The organism is Rhizobium rhizoryzae (assembly GCF_011046895.1).
GTDB lineage: Bacteria > Pseudomonadota > Alphaproteobacteria > Rhizobiales > Rhizobiaceae > Neorhizobium > Neorhizobium rhizoryzae.
In genome coordinates this window covers 105719-128965 of record NZ_CP049251.1, presented here as the reverse complement: position 1 = coordinate 128965, position 23247 = coordinate 105719, and the positions used below count along the sequence as shown (strand labels likewise).

The window sequence follows — 23247 nt, the reverse complement described above, 5'->3', positions numbered from 1 at the left end:
TCCTTGTCATTCGGCGCTCAACATCAGCTTCATGTCAGCCTCTGGTTCGAGTTTTCGAACGCAGGCCTGTTCCTCCGGATTCCACTCAAGCTGCAGTTCCTTGTCGCAGAGGTCAGCTACCTCGCGATCGTCTTCCTTCTCGTCTTGCTTGTAGTCGCTGGACCGCGAAGACCCCGAGAGCCCTCCCAGATCGAGTGCATTTTGAGAATTCATAAGCTCCGCCATCGTTGTTCCGAGGCGGATGACCTGGTTCATCATCTCGAGGTTCGCGTTGCGTGCGCCGGAATTGTGGTCCCAGCTGTCTTGGATCGTGCCGCTTTCCATCTGGCCGAGTTGCTGAAGCCATGACGCGACGTTCCCGCTGTTTTCGGAAATCGACTGGCTGGTTGCCATTGAGTTGATCGTTGCGTCTCTCGCACCTGAATAGCCCGACGTGCCTCCGCCGAAGTTTTCGGGGATGTTCGACACATCGGAGCCTCCGAACTGAGGCATCCACTTGCCTTTGATCGCGGCTACATACCCCTGCGTCTCCTTGAACGGAGGGATGCCGCCATACTTTCGAACGTTGCCTGGCCCCGCGTTGTATGCCGCTAGGGCGAGGTTGGTATTGCCGTTGAAGGTACGGAGCTGCTGCTTCAGGTAGCGTGCGCCGCCGCGGAGGTTATCCTCGATATCGTGAGGGTTCACGCCAAGATCCTTGGCTGTGCCCGGCATCAGCTGCGACAAGCCCATGGCGCCGACAGACGACTTTGCGCAGGGATTGAACCGGCTCTCCTGGTAGACGAGAGACATGAAGAGGGTTTCGTCTACCCCTTCCTCACGCGCCACTCGCTTCACGAGCCCGACAATCTCCGGATTGGCTTGTGCTGCCGAGGGGGCGTCACCTCCGCGCCCCGGCCGGTACATCGAGCAGGTGACGCTCTTGCTCACGGAGTGCCGGCGACTGTCTGTTTCTTCGATCTGCTTCGTCGTTTCATTGCGCACCGCATCTGTTGAAGTGAGGGCGCCATCCGTAACAGGAACCTGCGAGGAGGCGGGGGGCGCTGTTCCACAAGCCAAGGCTGCAACCATCAGCGTTAGAGTCCGACTGTTCCTCATTCGGCCTTCTCCCATCCGCAGAATTTCGCCAACCAGTTTTCGGGTTCGTCTCCGTACTGCTCGCGAAGTGCCGCGCACTCCTCGATCGTCTCCTTGCGTCCTGAAAGCACCTTCACGAGATCCGGCATTGTCGACAGATCGAGACGCGCAATGACAGAGTCGTTGCCATGCTTAATCAGGAAGGTTCTCTTTTCAGGAGGCGTGTTCTTGATGAACTTGAACTCCTTCACCGTCAGGCCGAAGCGCTTGATGTAGCTCTCTTCGTCAGCCCGTGGGTTCGGGAAGTGGATGTTGGTCGCCGATTGCTCAATGAGCGTGTGCGACGCTTTGGATTTGGTAATGTCAGCAGCCGACTGCGTACCAAAGCCCACGATGCCGTTGAGCTTTCGGATCGTCTTCATCTTGTCGACGATGAAGGCGCTGAAAGTGTCATCCATCAGTAGCTGCCAGCCTTCATCCATGAAGAACATGACGGGGTTACCGTCCAGCAGCTCGTCCAGCCGATGGTAAAGATACATCAGCGCAGGGGTTCTTAGCTCCTCGTTTCCGAGGATGTTGGTCATATCAAAGCCAAAGACGCTGTGACCCGAGAAGGAAAGGACGTCATGGGGCGCGTTGAACAGCCAGGCTTTTTCGCCTTCGATCCAAGGGCGAAGCCGCGAGTACAGATCGTTGGCATCGGCCTTGGACCGCCCCATCAAGAGGCCGGCAAGATTCGGGAGGTTCCGCTGAGTTGCCGGCTCCTGCATGATCCGGACGATTGCCTTTTCCAGCGTGTCCTCGTCCTCTTGCGTGAAGTCGGTGCGACGATCGCCGCGCAGCATGGCCTTGAGCAGACGGACCAGAAATTCCCGGTTCTCGCCGGTGTTTTCCAGTTGCAGCGGGTTAAAGCCCGTGGGCGTTCCCGGAGACAAAACTTCGTAGGCTCCGCCGATCGCCCTGACGAAGATCTCAGCCCCCCGGTCCTTGTCGAAGAACACGGCGCGAGGCGTGGGTGAAACCCGCATCGCCTGAGCCAGCAGGAAGGTCAAACCTACGGTCTTGCCGGATCCTGTCGGACCAGTCACCGTGAAGTGCCCGATATCCCGGCGGTGGAAGTTGAACCAGTAGGGGGTTTGTGAGGTCGTTTCCAGAATGGTGATCGGCAGGCCCCAATGGGTGCGATCCGCTTGTCCAGTCGCGAAATTATGCATCGAGGAAAGGCCGGAGAAGTTGGCGCTCGACAGCATGGCGATGCGGGAGATGTAGGAGCGGTTTCCAGGCAGCTGCGCCCAGAACGCCGCCTCAAGATTGAGGTCTTCCCGGAGCCAGTTGATATTCATGTCGGTGAGGCAAGCGCCAAGTTCCGACACGCAACGGCTTAATCCCTCGAGGTCCCGCGAAATGCACAGAAGCGAAAAATGATGGAAGCCGAATACAGCCTCCTGATTGAGGAGGCTGTTCAAAGCATAGTCGATGTCGGATTCGACCGAACTACCCGCTTCGTCGGAGGCCTTGATTTGGCGTTGAAGGCGGCTGATCCGCTCTTGTGCGATCGGTTTGTCTGCAAGGGTGAAGGACTGCGTCAGGATGAACTCGTGGTTCACCTGCAGCAACCCATCCAACATGCCGGGACCAGTGAATGGAGGATATTCTTTGATTGAGAGTAGAGCGGCATAGCGGCTATCTTCTTCCACCGCCGCTTGTGCCTGCATCGTCCGCTTTGAAAAGTGAAGCCGTGAAGTGCCGACGTAGTTGCGAATTCCCATGCGCGGAAGCCGCATCTTTCGCGGCACACCGCAGGTCAGGATCGTGTTGAAGAACTCGCAGGGCTCCGAATACGGATCGCCCTTAGCGTCTTCTCCATCGATGTCCTTTTTCGCGGTATCGTCTGATTTCTTGCGATACGTGATGCCAAGCGGCTTTGCGCCGTACTTGTGCAACTCTTTCACGATGTTCCCAACCAGCTCTTCGAGGTCGGTCACGTCTTCACGGGTCGCTTGGGCCCTGGCCTCCTTGTTCGAGCGTTCAAAGATCCGCTTCAGCGAGTCGCCGAGGCCAAGCGCCCCTTTCATGCCCGAACGCACGATCGTCAGGTAAATTTCGTTCGTGAACATCCGCTTCTTGCGAAGTTGGTCCATATAGCGATCGTTCAGGATCTCGCAGAAGGAGGAATCGAACGAACCGCCGATTTCGGTCTCGACCTCACGACGGATTACAGTCGACCAAAGAGAATAGCGGCTCGAACCTAGTGCTCGGATCATGGTGTTCTGCACAACAGAACGCATGTTCAATTCGGCCTGGTCCTCCGTCTGGAAGAACAGTCCATCAAGCTTGATGACGCTGATCAGGGTTCCATTCTCGAGCCCGATGACCGTGTCAGACACATGCCGCATATAGGGGATGTGAACGGACATAGGCCGCTCGTTGCCGGCGACCTTCCCAAACCCAAGCTCTTCCTTGACGACTTTCAGCATCTACTATGGTCCGTATGAGTTGGTGCCCCAAAAGCGCTTGTTGGGGGTCCTTGGCGTCTTGCGGGACGTGACCTGCAGGACGTCGAGAATCTTGCTGTCCCAGGCACAAAGCGAGAAAAGGACAAGGTAGGCGGCTGGCGCGATCAGCAGTGCCGCCAAATGGTTCGTCACCAGCCACCCAATGATTGTCACGCCGATGATCAGGACGACCGCCATGTAGGGCACGCCCCATAGCGTCGGAGAACGGGTCAAGCCGATCACCAACGGCGTCAAAGCTGGCTTCTCGTCCTGAAAATCGCTCATCAGCCGCCGCCTACCGACGAAATCATCTGGTCAACGATGGCAGGGGCGCCGAACACGAGACCGATGCCAATGACGACGGCTCCGGCCGTGAACCACGAAAGCCTGCCGGCAAAGGCAAGGAAGCCGAGGCCAATCACGGCGATGATTGCCATCAGACGTCCGAAGGGGCCGGTGATGAAGTCAACGATCATCTGTACGGCTGTCTGAAGGGGGGCGAATGCACCGCCGCCGCCACCGCCAGCCTGTGCAAGCGCTTGATCAGCGCCTGCAACCTGCAGGGCTGCCACCAAGCCAATGACGGCTACTGCCTTCAATGCCCCGGAATGCCGGGAAACGACGTTCTTCATAGTTCTCTCCTTAAAAATGCATCACGCCGCCGACGAACTTGCCGGTCTTCTCCACAGCGATGACTCCGGCATCGCTGGTGTTCTTTGCCGCCATGTCTCGGACGATCCCGCTCGCCTTCCGTTTGCCGGTTGGCATCGGTAGGCCAAGCTGGAAATTCACGACCTTTGCGACATAGCCGACGGTTTCTTGGAATGGCGGAACGCCGCCATATTCGTAGATGCGCCCCTCCCCGCTGTTGTAAGCGGCCGCGACCAGAAGCGGGTTCTGAAACTCATCGAGCAGGAAGCGGAGGTACTTCATCCCGCCCTCGATGTTTTGAGCGGGATCGCAAATGTCCTGAACACCGAAGCGAGCCGCCGTTTCGGGGATAAGCTGCATAGGTCCGCGTGCGCCTTTCGGTGAATTGCGGATCTCATCGAAGCGGCTTTCGGCCCTGGCAATCGCAACCGCAAAGCCCTCATCGACGCTGTATCGGCGCGCAGTGGATGCAACTAACGCTTTAATCTCGTCAGGTGACAGGGGCGACGGCCCGCACTCTTCAACGGGAGTTCCTGCCCCTAGATTTTGGGGGGTATCACTAGATGTAGTATCTAGAGTGGGAGTTTGGACAGGCTCAATGCGGCCGGTGGCACGCTCCGAGACATCAAAATATGCGCTGACGGACGCATCAATGTGATGCCCTTTGGCGCCCGCGTCTTTCGACGCCGTTGCGCCCAATACTTCAGCTCCGCCCTTCGTGACAACACCGTTTGCACCAAGGACAAATTCCTTCTCCGATGTCTCGACACCGCTCCAGCGATCTTCGAAGTTCGTGACAAGAGATTCCTCATTGATTGTCACAGAATCGTTGTAATCGCTGGAAATACGCCCTGTTGTGGCTAAGTCTTGTGACGCAGCAGTATTGGCCGCGAGCAGCACGGATAATGCTGCGCTAGTCAGGGTTCGCGGGCCTAGATACCCTGCATAGACAGTGTTTTTATCCATCGCACCCGCCCGTCAAACGGTGTTGTGATTGCCATGAAAACCGACTAGAGTTAATGCACCTATGATACCGATTTGATGCACTCTTACAAGTTTTCTGATCGGTGTTAAACCCTATTTTGCAGGGTCAACAATCGCACTACGGATGGTTAAGGCTAGAATATGAAACAGGCCATCATTCCCGCGCTTCTAAGTTGCGCATTGGCAACACAAGCGCTTGCCGCTCCTGCGGTGAACAAGGACTACATCAGGTCACTGGCGGCGCCGGGCAAGACGGTTCTTGTCGTCGAGTATTACGACGGGACCGGCAAAGTCGCTGATCGCAAAGGGTACGCCACTGCCAATGGCTTCAAGGCTATCTCGGCGACTGAGTTTCGCGTCGATGAAGCGACAACGTTGCATCTGTATGGCGTTCAGCCCTGCAGCGGCGATCTGGTCAATCGCGCAGAGGACTATTCCGGGACTTGCGAGGAGTTTGGTACGCAGCAGCTGCAAACGATGCTGCAGAGCCCCAAGGTTCTGTTCTGCAGGGCCTTCATCAGCGAGCAGACTGCCCCCGTTCAGGATGTCACTTGCTACGGCTACTATAACTATCCTGGAGCAATGGACACGGTTGATAATCTTGAGGAGCAGCTTCTGTCGTTAGGAGCGGTTCGCCTGACTAAGAAAGCTGATGGTTCATTCGAACGTCCTGATCTCACGGAGGCTCAGGAAATCGGCCAGAAGGGTTCCTACGGCATGTGGGCAGATCCTCGGGTGAAGGCGCAATGAAGCTTGCTGCTGCACTCGTCGCGACTCTACTGCCCTTTGCAGCCAATGCCGCACCTGAAGGGTACTTCGATCTTGCTCCCGGCATCACCCTGGAAACGGGGGACACCTGGATCTCGAACGGAGAACGGTTTCGTCTCTATGGCATCCAGTCCTGCTTGCGCGGCACTGCCTACACGGATGGTCAGGGCAACAAGAAGGATTGCGGCGAGGCATCGCTTGCGATGTTGGCTGCCTACATCAAGGACACCAAACCGATCTGTGCCCCCGTGGCAAAGCTTAACGGCATCTCATATGTCGTTTGTTACGCCACGGTTGGCAGTCAAAGGCTCGACCTCGCGCAGATCATGGTGACAAGCGGCTATGCATTCGCTGCCTTGAAGACCGATGGTCTCCCTTATCATGCCCCCTACGCCATAGCCGAGCAGCTTGCTCAGCAAAAGAAGGCCGGCCTTTGGCAATTCTCCGACGTTCAGCATCCTTCCATCCTGCTTAGTCGTGAGGCGAACCAGCGATCGAGGAGCGCCCAGCCATGAGAAGCCGCCTTTTCCTTTTTGTCGCCGCAAGTTCTTTGGCCCAGCCGGCGTTTGCCGCCGATCCGATCGATCAGAACTGGCACGCCCTACGCGGTCAGGCTGCGCCTCCAGTTGCTGCTGCTGTTCGGTTGCCGACGTTCAAAGGCCCGGTAACCGTTCTTGACGGCCGCACGCTACGGTTCGGCACGCTTGGCAATGGCTATAAAGTGAGGTTGGCTGGCATCGACACCTGTGAGCTTCCTCAATGGGCTTTGAACCCAAAGTGGACCAACCGGGACAAGCAACAGGCCCCTACCCCCGTTCCATGCGGTCCCTTCGCCAAGGCCTGGCTGAAAAGGACTGTCGGAAACAGACCCACGACTTGCGTCGGTCTGGCCTACGCGAACGATGGGATACCCGTCGCACAATGCACGACTAACGGTGTGGATCTCGCCGCCGAAATGCTGCGCGTCGGTTGGGCTCGTCTCGATTCCCCTTACATCAACGCCCAATATTACGCTTATCAGACCAACGCGATGGCCGCCCGGTATGGGATGTGGGGAACCTACGTGTTGGACATGAACGAATGGCGCCGGAAAGCCGTCGACAAGACGCTAGATCGGCATCCGATCGCCGACTTCAATCTATTGGCCGAGAGGAAAAGCGAGATCTCTCCTCCTTTTGCTGATGCGCGAAACAAGCCGAAGAGGACAGACCGATAGTTGCCAGACCTCGCACATATTGCGACCTCTCTCGCAACGGATCCCTTGGCTGGCTTGCTGCTTGCCATCTCCCTCTCGATCGCCCTCATAATCCCGGCGCAGAGACTCTGGTGGATCCACGCGCTACTAGCGGCCTTCCTTCTCATCCTGTCGCTGGCTTTCCACGACAAGCGTCACTTGTCCTTCGACAGCTATCTGGTCGGGCTCCTAGCCTTCGCCGCGGTTTCTCGGGACATTCCCAATCAGCCACTGCTCTATCGCATCGGCATTTCCTGGTTTGCGTGCTTCGCGCTGATCTCGGCCGTCATCTACGCCGCAGGCGAACGCATCCAGCACAGGACTCCGCTCGAAAGACCTTTTTCCGAGCCGGCAATTTCAGCAGCATTGATCAAGAGGGACACCTGATATGAAACCAGTGTTTTTTGCCGCAGCCGGTCTCGCGGCTCTTGCCATCTCTCCAGCATCTGCCAAGGCCGAGGATGCCTCATGGGGTTGCCAGATCCTCTTGTGCGCAGCCTCACAAAGCCCGTCATGGCATGGCGTTCCCTACTGCGTTCCCCCGATGAAAAGGCTTATATCAGCTATGGCGAAGCCCGGCTTCTCCTGGCCGATCTGCCATGAAGCAAAAGCCGGAAAACCGGGCTATGAACCTTACGAGGAATGCCCTGCCGGCATGACCGCCGTTTCCTCCCGCACCGATGGGGATCGGCCGTTCTTGGGCCGAGACGACAAGGATCAGTGCACGAAGACCGTCAACCAGTGCAGCAACCGTGCCGCCTTCCGTACCCAATTTGGTGACAAGCGCGAAAACGAGCGCAAGGGTGTCACGATCCGGCAGATCAACCAGAACAACGACAATGATCTTTTCAACCGAGACAATGGCTGCATAGTGCAGATCACTCAACCCCGCCCTCGCCGCGCGGATCCTTATTATTTCGACATTCCGAACGATAAGGGCGTCAAGCAGCGCGCTTGGTTCAACCTGAATGACTGAGTGGATGACATGAACAGCAACATTCTCATCGTAGCAGCCGCAGGTATCGGCATTCTCGCCGGTGCTGGAGGTACTTATCTCATCATGCCGGAGCCAGAGCCGGTTGTTCGGGCCCCTACTGATGCGGAGATCGCGGCCCTTATCGCAGCCAATCCCTCATTAATTCCCGAACCTCCGGCCCCTGTGCTTGAAATACCGACAGAAGAGGAAGCTCTAGCCGCATACCGCAAGGCTTATGCCCGCAATCCTCTGAGGACCGGCCGCGGTGAAGCCGATGTAACCCGTGCTTTGGGAGAGTGTGACGAGAACGCCAGCGGTCCAGGCGTATCATGCGTTGCGGCCATCAAGAGGAATCCGAACGCAGCTCCTCTCGATCGCGTCATTGGATTTGCCAAGTCTGCATCCGGCGAATGGGTTGCCACCAACTACTAATTTCAGGGCCAGATGCCCGTTGATCATCAATGCCCCGATAGTGAGATGGAGCCTGAAAGAAGAAGCTCCATTTCCTCAGGGTTTAGGCTCCCCTTAGAGGCAATTAGGTACCCCGCTACGTAAAGTAGCTTCTGATCTCTCTCATCCTGATCTGACGGCGCGTGCCTGATGATTTCCATACGTGCCTTCGCTTCTTGATCCATGTCAGCGCCGCCCTCGCCGTTGACGGCCGCCAGGTACACGGCCCGGTGACGTTCGACCTTCACGGACAATGGCTCGTTGGGTTGCAGCTCAAGCTTTTCGGTCATCTTTCCCTCTCCACAAGCGCAAGCGATCACTGCTTGACCTCCCGAAATCGAAGGGAGGGCAGGAGCCCCGCTCCTGCTCCCGAGCTCGTGCGGAACAGCTGGAGAGAGGGGGACAAGCGCTAAACCGGAGGGGGATCACCCACCCGGAGGGCCGAGACGGATTTCAGTGAAATGCGGCCGGTGCTGCAGGCCGCAGGCCGAAGCATGGGGAGACCGGTTTAGTGCTTGTGGGGGAGAGAGGGCAGAGCGCCTTTCTCCCCTCTCAGTGCGTTGATTTAAGTCGTCTTTTGGTCCGATGTGTTGCTGACAGCTTGATGCGCGTCCGATACCTTTGCACTGGATGGGGGGTGCCATGCAGATAGCTAGCTTAAAGATCGAGAATTTCCGGGGCGTGCGGAACGGCTCAATCCGCTTCTCGCCGCACACAGTGCTTGTCGGCGCGAATAACTGCGGCAAGACTACGGTTATCGAGGCGCTGGCTCTCTTGTTCGGCCGCGACCGGATGATCCGCACTTTAACCGAGCATGACTTTCACGGCAGCAATCCGCAGCCAGCAGATCGGATTCGATTGATCGCAACGGTGATCGGGTTCCACGAAGATGATCCGGCCCAGCATCCAGACTGGTTCCGGGACGATAGGGGCATCGTTAAATGGTGGGACGCGGCTACCGGCGCAGTGCATCCCGCACGTAATAGTCCCGCTTGGAAGCTCGCCTGCCAGATTGCCTTTTCGGCGCGGTTTCATAGGCCTTCACTTGAGGTAGAAACGCTGCGGTATTTTCACGATGACGACAGTGTCGGCGACGTGTTTGACGATGAAACAGCGACCCCGCTTCCCGCCCGATTGATCCGGGAACTTGGCTTCTTTTTCGTGCCGGCGGCGCGGACGTGGGACCGGACCGTGACGTTTGGCTCAGAGCTATTCCGCCGCGTAGTAGCGGCGGGCGGCGGCCAGCCTTCTGAGTCGGTCCTCGCCGAGCGCGACCGTTTGCGTAACCCACAAGCGACGCTAGAAGAGGACGAAAGGCTCTCTCCAATCGTCGAACGGCTCAATCAAGAGCTCAGTGGCTTCTTTCGGACGAACCCGACCTTGCATTTGCGGGTGACCCCCACTGATTCTGACGGGCTGCTCGAATCCGTTGTCTCGCACTACGCCCATAACGGGGCCGACCTACCGCTCCCCGCGAAGCGGCATGGCAGCGGACTCCTGTCACTGCAGCATCTGTTGTTGCTGTTGCAGTTCGGGCGGCTGCGGGTCGAAGTTGACGAGAACTTTTGGATGGCGTTGGAAGAGCCCGAATTGCATGTCCCACCGGCGTTGCAGCGTAGGCTGGTACATCGGATCCAGTCTCTATCACGTCAGACCTTGGTATCGACCCACTCACCGATGGTTGCTGCGCTGGCAGACCCAAGCGGCGTCGCGGTGTTGCGCAACGAAGGTGGCGTTCTAACTTCAGTGCCGCTTCTGCAATCGGCCTTGTCAGCTGACACGCCTAATAGTGTCCGCAAGCTGTTCCAGGTGAATCGCGTCGAGACAATCGCGGCGATCATGCACGACTTCGTTCTGATCCCCGAGGGGAGAACCGATTATGAATGGCTGGGTCTGCTCGTCCGAGCCGTTGACCTTCATCAGAGCTGGGCTGCGGCCGATGAATGCCGGTTCGACGCCTTCGTCGGCGTGATACCGACCCACGACGGATCTGTGGTGCGAACGGTGGCGGCGATGTCTCCGCTTCACCCTCGCGTGGTCGCGCTGGTTGATGGCGACCAAGAAGGCATGGGTTATGCAAATGCTCTCGCCGTAGCGGGCGCTCCGAATTCGGGGGTCATTTTGCGATGGGCCGACGGTCAGATGCTCGAGGACGTGATCGGCTGGATCATCGATGCCGACGCGGCTGCCTGTCTCTCGACTATCTCTATTGATAACCCTCCCGCAAATGTCGGTGATCTCGTCGCGCGCCTCAAGGACGATGTGCGAGCGACAGGCGGACTCAAGAAGGACAGTTCGAGCTACGAAGCGGTCGCGGGGGCGATCGGCGCAAACGAAGCATGTTGCGCTCGAGCGCGATTGCTTCTCAACGCTATCACTGAGGTGGCTCAGGGTAACGATAATCCGCTGTTCGTGGCGGATCCACACTATCCGACCATCAAGGTCTTCGCGCCGTGACCATTCAAGCTGTCGAAGGGGGAGCCGGCTGCGGAAAGACACATCGGCTGATGGCCATGCTGGCTGAACGACTTGAGACCCACCCGTTAGAGGACGGGCAACGTGTTCTCGCGCTCACCTTCATGCACGGGTCGCGGCGGCGCCTATCCGAGCGGCTTCGTTCGGTCGCCAACCTTCGCGGACGCGTGGAGTGTTGTACGATCGACGCCTTTGCGTGGCACATCTATCGCCGGTGGCGGGGACTGGCAGGCGCGCTCGCCATCGCCCCTGCAACCGAAGGCGATTTTGATCGAGTCTGCGACGCAGCCGGATTGCTGCTGGAGCAGTCTCAAGTTTGCGGTTGGGTCGCGGCGAGTTTCCCTATTGTGCTGGTCGATGAAGGTCAGGATCTCAAGCCGGAGCGTCTGCGCATGCTCAAGGCGGTCGCGGGGGCCGTCCATGCGCTGATTGCCGCGGACGAGTTTCAGTGCTTGGATCAGGCGCTCCGCCCGAACCCACTGGTCGCATGGCTGCAAGAGGACGCAGAACCGGAAAGATTGGTGCAGGTACGTCGCACGAATGCCGCGGGTCTGCTAGCTGCAGCGGCCGCCGTTCGCGCTGGAAATGCACCGGTGAACGGTGTTGGGTTCAAGTTGCTGCCGCCTGGCGTCAGCGTGCCGCTAGCCGCGACGTTTCTCGCCAATGCTATCGCCTGGCGGCAGGGCGGCGATGTTGCGGTAATCACGCCGGCGCTCCAAGGGGGCTTCGCAACGTCAGTTGTCGCTCGGCTGGCTGAGGGCCCGTGTGGCAAACGTAACAACGGGCCTTACACCGTTCATTGGGAGGGCAACGACCGCGACGAGGCGCAGGCCATTATCGCAGGTCTTGATCTTGCGGCCGAGGTTCCGGCGGCGGTAGCCTGCGCAGCGCTGCGGGCTATGCCGCGAAATGTACCCGTGCGTGCAGCCTTGTCGTGGATCGAAAACCAGATCCACGCCTGCGGAAGGACAGATTTCACCCGTGCAGAGATCGAGGCCGTGATTGCACGGCAGGTCTCGCTACGACGGCAGCATGGTGGCGGCGCGTCACATCAACTGACGGCGATGACGGTGCAGCAAGCCAAGAACAGGGAGTTCGAGGGCGTCGTGATCATCTGGCCCTATCAGGTAGGCGGCGACGCTGAACACAAGCGTCGCCTGCTCTACAATGCGATCACCCGGGCAAAGCGATGGTGTAATGTCATCGTCCAGGGGCAGGATATTCTCGCCGCCGCGCCGTTCGCCTGAACGCTGGAAGCAGTTTGGCTGCCTTGGCGAGAGCGCAGATGACGGAACGTTGAACCCGTCTCCGAGCTTGTCCTACGAGGCTGCAGTTTCTCTGAGGGCACGATACACGCTCGCCCGGCCGATGTTCAGCGTCTTTGCAATCTCTGTTGGTCCCATCCCGTCGGATTTAAGCCGGCGGATCTCAGCAATATCAACATGGGGCTTCCTGCCTTTGTAGACTCCTCTGCTCTTTGCTGCAGCGATGCCTTCCATCTGTCGTTCTCTACGAAGGTTCGTCTCGAACTCAGCAAACACCCCGAGCATATCAAGGAAAGCTTTGCCGGCCGCCGAGCTGGTGTCGATCGGCTGTTCCGTCGCCTTCAGCGTCACCCCTTTTGCTTGAGCAGCCGTACGATGTCCTGCAGATCCCCGACTGAGCGCGCCAGCCGATCGACCCGCGTCACAACCAGGCTGTCGCCGTCGCGCATAAATTCAAGAAGCGTGTTAAGCTCCTTCCGATCATGCTTGCTCAATCCGGATTTCTTTTCGGCCCGGATGACCGTGCACCCGGCCGCCTTCAAAGCCGCCTCTTGAATCGCTAGATCCTGATCGATGGTGCTGACCCGCGCATACCCGTAAATTGCCATGAAACGTCTCATTAGGTTCTTGACCTTCTTTGGGTAGCGTCTCATATCTGCAAAATAAACCCAAATGATACACTAGTTTGCGTCTCACGGGCATTGTCTCAGCAGGTATACCTTGGCAAAGCAGGTGCGATGTTTCGCAAGCATTTATGAACAGATGAGTAGCTCGGGGCTCGTTGCAGGTCAGGCTCATGCAGCGCGTGGACGGTTCAGGCCTCTGACGCAGCTTCGACCCGCCGATTTTGCTTCGTAGAGGGCTTGGTCGGCACGACGCAAGAACTGTCCGACATCGCGTGTCGAAGTCTCAAGCCAAGTTGTTGCGCCGACGCTGGCGGTTACCACTCCCTTGTCGCTGCCAACATGATCGATGGCGAGGTCACGCAGGGCGCGGCAGATCCACTGCGCCACTTCAATAGTCTCTGTTGCGCTCATGCCTGGCAAAATCACGGCAAACTCCTCGCCGCCGTACCGTGCTAACATCGCGCCAGAGGAGGTCCCAATCAGGGACGCGATGGTCTCCGCAACTCGTCTTAGACACTGATCTCCGGCAGGATGACCATATGTATCGTTGAAGGCCTTGAAGTGATCGACGTCAATCATCAAAAGACCGACATCTCTTGCCTGGCGATTAGCACCCTTGGTTAGCTCTTCAATCGCCCGGTCGAATGCGCGCCGGTTTGCAACGCCAGTCAAGCCGTCGGTATCGGCCAAAGCGGCAAGCCGCGCGTTGAGCTTGCAAAGCTCTTGTTCGCGTTGCCGGTTCTCGGTGATGTCCGAGAAAACGATCGTCGTACTGCCGTTGCCTGCCAATCGCGTTCGCGTTTCAACCCAGCGTCCATTTGTGAGGGGAAATGTTCTGTCTCCAGGCGAAAGTAGTGCGTGCACAGTCTGGTCTGCCAGCTTGTCAACGCACTCTCCGGTCATGGGGATCTCACCCCGCTCGAGAGAGGCCTTGACGATATCGCGGAGGTGGATGCCTGGCTTTCGCAGATCGGCTGTGAGCGGAAAAAGATCACCGTGCTTTTCGTTCTGGTAAACAAGTCGTCCTTCCGAATCAAACATGGCCAATCCATCCGCCATGCTGGAGATAGCGCTTTCGAGCCTTGCCCTTGTCTCGGTCAGAGCGAGTTCAAGGTGCCGCTGCTCCGTTACCTCCTTGTTGTGGGTGATCAGTCCGATGAGATTCCCGAATTCATCCCTAAGAGGAGCTTTCAAGGTCGAGAGCCAAGTTTCTTGGCCGTCATTTCTGATGAAGTTCTGCCTTATCCGTATCGGCTCACCTTTCGCCATCATTTCGATTTCTGCTCGCCTGAAGGTTTCCGCCGTTTCAGCAGGATAGAAGTCTGCATCTGTTTTACCCTGCAAGTCAGCTGAGGTTTTGGCGCCCATGAGTTTTGCTGTGGCAGGGTTTGCCACGATGAAGCGCCCAGCCACGTCCTTGGCATTCAGGCAGTCTGGTAGCGCTTCAATGATTGCGCGATAGATGCGGTTTTCGATGGTCGCGGTATGTCGATGCAATTCTTGCGTCAGAGCGCCAGCAGACAGAAGCGTTGCGCCGAAAAGGATAGCGGCGAACGGCAAAACCGTTCCAGTGGTGACCTGCCACCAAATCTGGGGTGGCAAGGCCCAATAGAAGCCGAGAGTACCACTTGCCGCAACAGCACATGCCAAAACGATGAGCATCTTAAAAGACGGGATGTGATTTCGCGCAAACTTGTGCCCCACCAAACCAAAGGTAGTTGCTGCGACGATGTGGGGCAGGGCAATTGATAGACCCGTGCCTCCGATTGCGATGCGACGGGCAATTGCAGTGAGAAGCGGCAGAACTGCAGCCCATGGCCCGGCGAAGAAACCCGAAAGGGCTAGGAAGGTGTATCGCGTATCAAGATAGACGCCCTCCCGAAAATGGAATGGCAGCGCCATGACCGCCAAGACGCCAACGGACATGACAACGCCGAAGGTAAGCGACCGCATCCGTTGCGGCCATTGCACTAGGTGCCGATATGAAAAGGTCCAGAAAGCAGTGGCAATTGCTACCACCGCGAGATTGGAGAGTAGCTCATGCCAAACGCTCATCATCGGCCTTTCTCTAAGGATCGGTCACTCTTACCGCCAAAGGATCAACAACCGCGAAAAGGTTAAAGTTAGCATTCCTTAAAGCTCCGCGGACGGCGGACCAACCGGAGGCAGGTATGCTGGCCGCCAAAACATAGCCTTTGCGTCGGTTGCATCATGGATGCCCGTGATCATTGGTCGGCGTCAGTGCAGCGCTTGGCTCACAGGTTGCCGCCTCTACACGTCATTGCGACATTCTCGCGGTTCCTGTTGCGTCAGCGGTCAGAAAAGGGAGGTAGCAAAGGCGAAAAGTGCGCCACGCCCATTACATCCTGAGGTCAGCCGCACATCCTGTATGTTTCGATTCGAAGCGGTGCATATCGCAGGCACCACTCACGCGACATGATCAGCTCCAGCAAGGGCGAGGGGCGTTGCCTGAGCGTAGGCATTCCAAAATAAGACAAAAAATGTGAAGACGCGCCACTGAAGGAGGGGTCATCGATCATAAGGATGTTGTGAGAAAGGCGTGCACATAGCTCCGGACGATCGCGCTGCTCCACCGATACGCATAAGACATGCATATCGACATAGATGATCTTGCAAGGGAAGGCGGAGACGCTTCCGGCGTCATTGCTGTCCCAATTGTCGTCTATCAGCTCCACATTGAGCGCATGCGCGCGCCGACATCAATGCGGATCTGGTTGGCGCTACGCTCGCTAGCAGAGGCACTCACCTTTGGCCAGGTCGCGGTCTCGAAGAACTGCAGCAGCGTTGCCGGTATGAAGCGGGTGCGCGAGGAATAGACATGTCGGTCGCCTTGGGCGTTCTGGCCATGGGTAAAGAAGCGTTGTGGCGTGATCAGGTGCAGCCTATCGCGGGCGCGCGTCATGCCGACATAGAGCAGCCGACGCTCTTCCTCCAGCTCCGCCGTCGTGCCGGTTCCGAGATCGGATGGAATGCAGCCATCGACGACATTGAGCATGAAGACCGAGCGCCATTCCTGGCCCTTGGCAGAATGGATGGTGGAGAGGATCAGATAGTCCTCGTCGAGCAGCGGTACGCCCGCCTGGTCGCTCGTGGCATCCGGCGGATCGAGCGTCAGTTCAGTGAGGAAGCGCTCGCGATTGGCGTAGCCGGAGGCTATCTGCTCAAGCTGAAGAAGGTCGGCCTTCCTTGTGTCCGCATCCTCATGAATGCGATCGAGATGCAGCTCATACCAGGCGCGCGCCAACCCGATCTCCGCAGGCCAGCCCGCCTCGAACTTGCGCAGGGCGGAAACCAGCGAGGTGAAACTCGGCCAGTCCTCGCCGCTCTTTGGCGGGGGAGGGAGTTCCATCAATGACAACAGCGGTTCGGGGTCGGCGGCGATCGTATCTAGGATGCGGGCGGCCGTCTGAGGCCCGATACCCGGCAGCACCTGCAGGAGACGAAAGCCCGCGACGCGGTCACGCGGGTTCTGGGCGAAACGCAGCACTGCCAGCATGTCCTTGACATGGGCGCTGTCGAGGAATTTTAGCCCACCAAACTTGACGAAGGGGATGTTGCGCCGGGTCAGCTCCACTTCGAGCTGGCCGCTGTGGTTGGACGCCCGGAACAGCACGGCCTGCTGCTTAAGCGGTACGCCGACCTCGCGATTGGCCAGCACCTGCTCGACGATATAGCCGGCTTGATCCGCCTCGTCCTTTACCGTCACCAGAACGGGGCGCTGTTCGGACTGCCTGTCGGTCCATAGGTTCTTGGTAAAGCGCTCGCGGGCGAGATCGATGACACCATTGGCGGCGGCCAGGATGGGGGCGGTAGAGCGGTAGTTGCGATCGAGCGTGATGACGTCGGCGGGTCTCGGCGAGAAGGCACTGGGAAAGTCGAGGATGTTGCGGATGGTGGCGGCGCGGAACGAGTAGATCGACTGGGCGTCATCGCCGACCACGGTCAGGCCACGACCGCCAGGCTTCAGCGCCATGAGGATGGAGGACTGCAGGCGATTGGTGTCCTGATATTCGTCGACCAGGACATGATCGAAACGGCCGCCGACATCGTCGGCAATGTTGGTATCGGAAACCATCTGCGCCCAATAGAGCAGGAGATCGTCGTAATCGAGCACGTTCTGCGCCTGCTTGGCTTCGACATAGCCTGCAAAGAGCTTCTTGAGTTCGCTCTCCCATTCGAGCACCCAAGGGTAGGCTGATTTCAGCACCTCTCTGATGCTGCACTCGGAATTGACCACGCGGGAATAGATCGCCAAGCAGGTGCCCTTGGTCGGAAAGCGGTTCTGGGTCTTGGAGAAGCCGAGATCATGACGGACGATGTTCATGAGATCGGCACTGTCTTCTCGATCATGGATTGTGAAGTCGACATTCAGCCCGATCTGCTCGGCATAGATCCTGATGAGCCGCGCGCCGATGCCATGGAAGGTGCCGGACCAAGCGAGTGCGTCGGTCATGACGGCGGCATTGTCACCCAGCACCTGGCGACAGATCCGCGCCACGCGACGGGCCATCTCGGCGGCGGCGCGGCGCGAGAAGGTCATCAGCAGAATGCGGCGGGGATCTGCGCCGTGCACGATGAGATGGGCCACGCGATGGGCGAGCGTATTGGTCTTGCCAGATCCAGCACCGGCGATGATCAGCAGCGGTCCTCCGATGCCAACGTCTGGCAGGCCTACGCCATGTTCAACAGCCTCACGCTGGCGGTCGTTCAGTTTTTCGAGATAGGCAGCAGTCATCGGTCCCCACGCAAGCTCTTCGGGTAGGAAAAGCGTCTCTTATCAGATGGAACGAAAATAGAACATATCAGTATCAACCAATTCTGTGAATCGTGTTTGAGTGAATGAGCAAGGGTAGCGACTGAATGGTCTGCGCGAGTTATCCGCGCGAATAAACTCAACCTAGATAACCGCCACAGTCGCCGGTGCCACTGCAATTCGTTGAAGGAAGACCGCAGGAAAGCTGAGATTTCTAGACGGGATGCAACTGACTGTCGGCGGTCTTCCGATTGTATCGCTGCTCTTGGGGAACCAGTTCAATTCTGACGCATTTTCGAGCGACTATGCTGGAGGCTCTCATGAAACTGGTTCTCGCGATCCTTGGTGGTCTTGGTCTATCCGTCATCACTTTCGTTGCCGGGCTCGTGATTTCTGCTGGTTATTTTTCGGCTCGATCAGATAAGCAACATCTTACGGGCAATCAGATTTTATGGACCGACCACCCCGTGCGAGTGAACACTGCCGCGGTCAATCTTGAGCGTGTTCCAGGCGTCACAGTTGCTAAAGATCTGGTGGCCACGGCTGCAGACGATCAGATGAGCCGAACCCTCGACAGGGGGGTGACCGGTGCCATCGCGCCTCGGGAGCTCGCTGAACCGGAGATGCCGCAACTGAGCGAAGCGCACCTTGCATGGTGCTCATCACGTTACCGCTCCTATCGCCCAAGGGATAACAGCTACACACCTTTTGGCGGCGGTCGCCGCGAGTGCGTGTCCCCTTTCACTCAACAGGCAGCTAACCCGCAGACTGACGAGGTAAATCCTATTTCGCCGGCACCGAATGGGAGCGACAGCTTCGAGGCGCACCAGGACAGCTTAGATGCCTTGCCGGGCGAGATGGCGATGAACGATGGCGGCGAAAATGTTGTCGATGCGGGGCGCGTTGCTTCCTGCGCCGCACGCTATCGTTCCTACCGCATGGAAGATAATACGTATCAGCCTTATGGTGGCGGGGCTCGCCGGCTTTGTCAGTAGACGGAAATCCGTGACCCAGCAGTAGCCAAATCCCTCAAACTGAATGACATTCGCTTTGTCTGCTTGATGTCAATCTTAAACAGACGCGACAACAAGTCGGTGGAAGCGCAGCAGCGAAAACCCGGCCAAGAACATCAGGTGATGATCCGGCCCGCCAGCAAAACAAGCTTCTGGTTTGCAGTCGAGGCGAGGCTTTTTGGCGGGAGCTGGTTCGGCGGAGCGGGTGAGGAGAACTACACAGCTGTTCTCGACGCCTAGCCAACGCTTCCCGTGCTGGCTGCTATTGGTGCCGATGATGCTGCGTCGCCGTCAGGTTTCATCTTCAGCAGTTTGTCGGCCCGCTTTCTCGCGGCGTCATACAGCTTCTTCTTCGACAAGAGACACCCCATTCCATTCTGTTCTACGCAACGAGACGTTCGCTTGAGAGAAGATCATCGAGGGCCTGGGCACTCATCGGTTTCCCAACGAGGTAACCCTGGAGTTGGTCGCAACCGGCAGCGCCGAGGGCCTTTGCTTGCGTTTCGGTCTCGATCCCTTCTGCAGTCACGGGAATATTCAGTGCAGCCGCCAAGGCGATCGTAGCTTTGAGAATACCGGAGCCGCGTCCATCATCGTCCAGACCCCATACCAGCGAGCGATCAAGTTTCATTCGGTCGAAGCCGAACTGCCGAAGCGCACCAATGCTGGCAAAACCACACCCAAAGTCATCTAACGCAAATCGGATGCCACGTTCCTTCAATGCGTTGATCGCACGGCTGGCCTGATCCGGATTGGAGATCAGAACGCCTTCTGTGATCTCTAGCGTCAGTCGGTGCGGGTCAAAATTCTCTTTCGCAAGAATGTCTGTCACGTCGTCAACGAAATTCGGATTACACAACTGGATCGGGGATATGTTAACCGACAGCGAAAGCTCGTTCCAGCCGCTGGCGGCCCGAATGGAGAATGTGAGGATCTTCATTCCCAGATCGTCAATCAATCCGGAACGCTCTGCCAGGGGGATGAAGACATCGGGTGCAACAAAGCCCGTAGGCGAGTGCCATCGTGCCAAGGCCTCGACGCCGCAGATCTTTTGAGAGGCGACCGAGACAAGCGGCTGGAATACCGGTTTTATGGCATCATCGGCGATTGCGCGCCGCAACTGCCCTTCAAGACACGCCAATTCTTCCCGCTCGGCATCCAGGTCCGGCGCGTAGGCGAAGGCGCGGCCCTTACCGAGCTGCTTGGCTTTGTACAAGGCCATGTCGGCACGCCTCACCAGCTCAAGCGGATCTAGAGATGGTCGATGGGAGCAATGGCCGACACTGCCGCCAATCTCGATTGTTCGTCCTCCGATCAAAAAGGGCTTTTTAAGGACGGTAACGATTTCGCGGCTAAACGTCTCTGGAAGTGAGGGACCGATCTGAAACAAGGCGAATTCGTCTCCACCCAAGCGCGCTGCAAAAGCAGCTTCAGAATGCACGACCTTTAGCCGCTGTGAAACCAGTTTCAGCAGTTCGTCGCCAATGGCGTGACCCCACCCGTCATTAACGGCCTTAAAGCCATCAAGGTCGATCAGATGCAAGGTGGCGACCGCGTTTGCGTCGTCACCAGCACAGGCTGGCGACGCAAGCATTTCGAGCAGACCGCTTCTGTTCAGGAGGCCCGTCAAACTGTCATGCGTTGCCTGGTGATGGGCGTTATCAGCCAGAGCACGAAGCGATGCAGTCTCTTTACGGCTGCTGACAAGGATTAAGATGAGAAAGGCACACATCAAGGCCGTCGCAGAGATGATATAGGGCTCAACGCGCTGATAGACTGCCGAGCCGGGTTTTTGGCTTGGCCAAGCGAGAAAGGCGACGGGCCGACCGTCCTGGCCCGGTAAAGCAATGCTGAGAAGGTTCCGGGGAGGATATACGCTCCGGTGCAGGCGCAGGCCGGTCAGTTGGTATTCCGACGCGATCTGTTCTACCACCTCTTGTGACAGTATCTTCGAGAAGCTGAGCACGCTAAACGCACGATCATCGGTCGATGACGAAAAGGGTTGGATGGAGAGCGCTCCAATCAGCGCTGTGTCGGATCCGGCTGCAACAAAGCGTAGCAAGGGTTCGCGTTGTGCCGAATTCGCCTCCTTCACGAGTTTGGAAAAGGACGACCCAAAGCGGCTATAGGGCTCGAAGGCCGCGCCTTTGTCGTAGGCAGAGACAATCTTGCCGTCTTGGCTAATAACAACCGCCGCGTCATAAAGCGGGTAATTTTTGGTTGTCTTTCCCCAGTTTTCATAGGCCCAAGAACTTTTTTGATCAGAGTTGATCGCTGCATAGGCGTCGTCCCAGATCGCGTTGTCCGTAACCGTAGCCGCGAGTTTTTGTTGGACAGACCGAACAGCAGCCTGTGCGGCGCGAACGGCCCTTTCATCATCCATTTTATTGGCAGAATCGCGCATGACGAGAATGGCGAAGCCGAGGAGACCTGCGACCGACATGGCAAGAAACAGAGTGCTGAGCGCGGTCAGTAGCGCTATGCGCCGCGAACGAGCGGGGTGGGAAGCACGCACTTTTGTACTCATCAGACATCCAAAAGAATGAGAAATGATGTCCAATGGACGGCAGTGAGACATCATGTCCGCATATGCGCTGCGTCTAAAGGATACGCACAAGATCCTTTCGGTGATCTAAGCTGGATGTTCAGCATTTTACGTGATCGAGTACCAAATTTTGCTGCGCCTCAAATGCTTGCACGTTTTGATAAGTTCTCGCTACGCTCAAGCTGCTTTATGAAACGGCTGAAAGACGTATCGGTCATTTCGATTTAATTTTAAACGCCTCGGCAGCAGTGGCGTCGTTCGAGAACGCTGAGAGATTAAACATTGCGGTTTGTCCCCCCTCAGCGATAAGGATTTACCCGGTGGTATATTTGACACTTTAGTCGATTTGCCTTCATTTCGGCGTGGTGGGGGTCAGCTTTAGGGGCCGATGGGACGGTAAAATACCACGCCGAAACATATCCTTCTTTCAAACCGTTCAGAATGGAAGGAGCAAAATACTCAGGCGAGAGTATTATGAGCCGTGACTGACCGCGATGCGCCAGGCAGCTTCAACTCGGTCGCGATCATCTGAATGGACCGCTTGCATCCAGCCGTTTGACCGGTCAGGCACTCCCATTCCGGCACATCGACCACCTATCCAACCTGCATCATTGGAATGTTCGGGATTGGCTGGAGTTCGACCAAAGGCCGATGTCACACGATCGCGTTGCGTTAAAAATTAAGGGGATAAAGTCGACGTGTGGTCTTGTTGATCTGACAAACTCTGCGCCGACCGCCATGAAGCACAAGCGTGTGCAAAAGGTGCTAGCGGTGAGCCTGCCATTGCACCAGACGCGGCTTACGTTTTTCCGGCGGCACTTTTCACTGCCTGCGGAGATGGAGGTACCCACACCTTCAGACGTTTTGGGACCGTCGCGCGTTCCCTCCTCCGATTGGGGGCGTGTAAATACAGGGGCAGCATGAAAGGGACCTTTAGTTGCGCTTATAACTTTACAGCCGACTTGAGGATCACAACCCATGCGGGATGGTGTGGACGTCAGGCTGAACTATACCGATTTTCGAAACAGAAGCGGCGGGACGCCAACAGTGTCCCGGAAGGTACGCGTAAACTGGCTGCCATTGCTAAAGCCGCAGGCAGCGGCGATGTCTGCAACGGAAAGACGGGTTTCCGCGAGCATCTTTCGGGCTCTTTCAATGCGTCGGCGTATGACGAACTTATAGGGAGGCTCCCCGAAGGTTGCCTTGAACGCGCGCGAGAAATGGAAGCGCGTCATGACGGCTACGGCTGCCAAATCATCGAGCCCGATATCGGATGCGAGATTGGCTTCAATGTAGTCGAGAACGAGCCTGCGCTGCGATTGGCTGAGTTCGCCCGGCTTCACGACGCGAAGGGCATTTTCAGACTGAAGGCGTACCATTTCCAGGGCGGCTGTCAGGCCGACCGCCTCGGCATAAACCTTGGCAGCGGGTCTTTCGAGATCCGCCATCAGCCTTCCCAGCTTACGCATCGTGGTGCCCAATTCCTGATCCTGGAAATAGATGTGCGGCCGTGGCTCTACTGTCCCAAATTCCACCTGCAATTCTTCTTCCATGGTCGTCGGATCGAAACACACCACGGTGAACGCATTTAGTCGATCTGCGGGTTTGGCCCAACCGGTGATGGTCTGCCCTTGTGGTACGTAGGTCATCTGGTCCCGCAGATCGCGGCCCTGAATGGGCCGTTCGCCTAACACCTCCATCTCGCCGTCTTGGAGAACAAGATCGTGGTAAGCCAGATAATGGCTTTCCCCCTCCCAGCGGAATTCGTATTCCGTTGGAAGCTGCAGGCGCGAGTATTGTACCGACACGCCTCTCCAGCTCCTGGCTGTGTGGATCTCAGCCGGAGCGGACGACTTGGCAAACGTCAACTTTAGTTCGTCATTATGTTGCATTTTATTATGATACACTTGAAAT

At 57.4% G+C, this 23247-nt stretch carries 18 protein-coding genes and 3 pseudogenes; 9 read left to right on the top strand and 12 right to left on the bottom strand.

Annotation, left to right across the window (positions count from 1 at the left end):
• Positions 1-6: 6 nt before the first annotated feature.
• Genes G6N80_RS22780 through G6N80_RS22760 form a run of 5 tightly spaced genes read right to left on the bottom strand, consistent with a single transcriptional unit; the run spans position 7 to position 5189 of the window.
• Positions 7-1098, bottom strand: a complete 1092-nt coding sequence (locus G6N80_RS22780) for a lytic transglycosylase domain-containing protein (RefSeq protein ID WP_165137562.1) — start codon at positions 1096-1098, stop codon at positions 7-9.
• Complete coding sequence (locus G6N80_RS22775; RefSeq protein ID WP_165137559.1) at positions 1095-3554, bottom strand: VirB4 family type IV secretion/conjugal transfer ATPase; 2460 nt, start codon at positions 3552-3554, stop codon at positions 1095-1097. The genes G6N80_RS22780 and G6N80_RS22775 overlap by 4 nt, the downstream gene beginning before the upstream one ends.
• Before the next feature lie 3 nt (positions 3555-3557).
• Positions 3558-3857, bottom strand: a complete 300-nt coding sequence (locus G6N80_RS22770; RefSeq protein WP_081950740.1) for a VirB3 family type IV secretion system protein — start codon at positions 3855-3857, stop codon at positions 3558-3560.
• On the bottom strand, positions 3857-4204 hold the full coding sequence (locus G6N80_RS22765) for a TrbC/VirB2 family type IV secretion system protein (RefSeq protein ID WP_037093745.1): 348 nt from the start codon (positions 4202-4204) through the stop codon (positions 3857-3859). Before G6N80_RS22765 ends, G6N80_RS22770 begins: the two co-directional genes overlap by 1 nt.
• Before the next feature lie 10 nt (positions 4205-4214).
• Positions 4215-5189, bottom strand: coding sequence for a lytic transglycosylase domain-containing protein (locus tag G6N80_RS22760; protein ID WP_165137556.1), 975 nt, complete (start codon positions 5187-5189; stop codon positions 4215-4217).
• 159 nt (positions 5190-5348) lie between these two features.
• Here G6N80_RS22760 and G6N80_RS22755 point away from each other — a divergent pair, with 159 nt between their 5' ends.
• Genes G6N80_RS22755 through G6N80_RS22730 form a run of 6 tightly spaced genes read left to right on the top strand, consistent with a single transcriptional unit; the run spans position 5349 to position 8617 of the window.
• Positions 5349-5957 (top strand): hypothetical protein, encoded by a 609-nt coding sequence (locus G6N80_RS22755; RefSeq protein WP_107341978.1) that lies wholly within the window; start codon positions 5349-5351, stop codon positions 5955-5957.
• Positions 5954-6490 (top strand): thermonuclease family protein, encoded by a 537-nt coding sequence (locus G6N80_RS22750; RefSeq protein WP_102022194.1) that lies wholly within the window; start codon positions 5954-5956, stop codon positions 6488-6490. Before G6N80_RS22755 ends, G6N80_RS22750 begins: the two co-directional genes overlap by 4 nt.
• A complete protein-coding gene (locus G6N80_RS22745; protein ID WP_165137553.1) occupies positions 6487-7191 on the top strand; it encodes a thermonuclease family protein in 705 nt (234 codons plus the stop codon). Before G6N80_RS22750 ends, G6N80_RS22745 begins: the two co-directional genes overlap by 4 nt.
• Positions 7192-7596 (top strand): hypothetical protein, encoded by a 405-nt coding sequence (locus tag G6N80_RS22740; protein ID WP_037093738.1) that lies wholly within the window; start codon positions 7192-7194, stop codon positions 7594-7596. It begins immediately after the preceding gene.
• 1 nt (position 7597) lies between these two features.
• Positions 7598-8185, top strand: a complete 588-nt coding sequence (locus G6N80_RS22735; protein WP_165137550.1) for a hypothetical protein — start codon at positions 7598-7600, stop codon at positions 8183-8185.
• Positions 8186-8194: 9 nt separating this feature from the next.
• Positions 8195-8617 carry a hypothetical protein gene (locus tag G6N80_RS22730; protein WP_165137547.1) on the top strand — a complete coding sequence of 141 codons (423 nt, stop codon included), beginning with the start codon at positions 8195-8197 and terminating at the stop codon, positions 8615-8617.
• Positions 8618-8643: 26 nt separating this feature from the next.
• Here the strand turns inward: G6N80_RS22730 and G6N80_RS22725 are convergent, their stop codons facing one another.
• The gene (locus G6N80_RS22725; protein WP_165137544.1) at positions 8644-8925 is read right to left on the bottom strand and encodes a hypothetical protein; all 282 of its coding nucleotides are present in this window, start codon (positions 8923-8925) and stop codon (positions 8644-8646) included.
• Between the two features lie 352 nt (positions 8926-9277).
• On the opposite strand from G6N80_RS22725, the gene G6N80_RS22720 reads away from it, so the two are divergent.
• The gene (locus G6N80_RS22720) at positions 9278-11092 is read left to right on the top strand and encodes an ATP-dependent nuclease (RefSeq protein WP_165137541.1); all 1815 of its coding nucleotides are present in this window, start codon (positions 9278-9280) and stop codon (positions 11090-11092) included.
• Positions 11089-12357 (top strand): ATP-binding domain-containing protein, encoded by a 1269-nt coding sequence (locus tag G6N80_RS22715; protein ID WP_165137538.1) that lies wholly within the window; start codon positions 11089-11091, stop codon positions 12355-12357. The genes G6N80_RS22720 and G6N80_RS22715 overlap by 4 nt, the downstream gene beginning before the upstream one ends.
• Before the next feature lie 72 nt (positions 12358-12429).
• Here G6N80_RS22715 and G6N80_RS22710 read toward each other — a convergent pair.
• The 4 genes and pseudogenes from G6N80_RS22710 to G6N80_RS22700 form a co-directional block, all read right to left on the bottom strand.
• Positions 12430-12983 (bottom strand): annotated as a pseudogene (locus tag G6N80_RS22710) (recombinase family protein).
• Between the two features lie 186 nt (positions 12984-13169).
• Positions 13170-13685, bottom strand: a pseudogene (locus G6N80_RS23600) (GGDEF domain-containing protein); the annotation flags it as partial.
• Positions 13686-13784: 99 nt separating this feature from the next.
• Positions 13785-14954, bottom strand: a pseudogene (locus G6N80_RS22705) (PAS domain-containing protein); the annotation flags it as partial.
• A gap of 733 nt (positions 14955-15687) precedes the next feature.
• Positions 15688-17757 carry an ATP-dependent helicase gene (locus tag G6N80_RS22700; protein WP_165137532.1) on the bottom strand — a complete coding sequence of 690 codons (2070 nt, stop codon included), beginning with the start codon at positions 17755-17757 and terminating at the stop codon, positions 15688-15690.
• A 338-nt stretch (positions 17758-18095) separates the two neighbouring features.
• On the opposite strand from G6N80_RS22700, the gene G6N80_RS22695 reads away from it, so the two are divergent.
• Positions 18096-18770, top strand: a complete 675-nt coding sequence (locus tag G6N80_RS22695; RefSeq protein WP_165137529.1) for a BA14K family protein — start codon at positions 18096-18098, stop codon at positions 18768-18770.
• A gap of 400 nt (positions 18771-19170) precedes the next feature.
• On the opposite strand, the gene G6N80_RS22690 is transcribed toward G6N80_RS22695, so the two are convergent.
• Together G6N80_RS22690 and G6N80_RS22685 are read right to left on the bottom strand one after the other, a co-directional pair.
• Positions 19171-21315, bottom strand: coding sequence for a bifunctional diguanylate cyclase/phosphodiesterase (locus G6N80_RS22690; RefSeq protein ID WP_165137526.1), 2145 nt, complete (start codon positions 21313-21315; stop codon positions 19171-19173).
• 1025 nt (positions 21316-22340) lie between these two features.
• Positions 22341-23141 carry a helix-turn-helix domain-containing protein gene (locus tag G6N80_RS22685; RefSeq protein WP_165137523.1) on the bottom strand — a complete coding sequence of 267 codons (801 nt, stop codon included), beginning with the start codon at positions 23139-23141 and terminating at the stop codon, positions 22341-22343.
• Positions 23142-23247 lie beyond the last annotated feature (106 nt).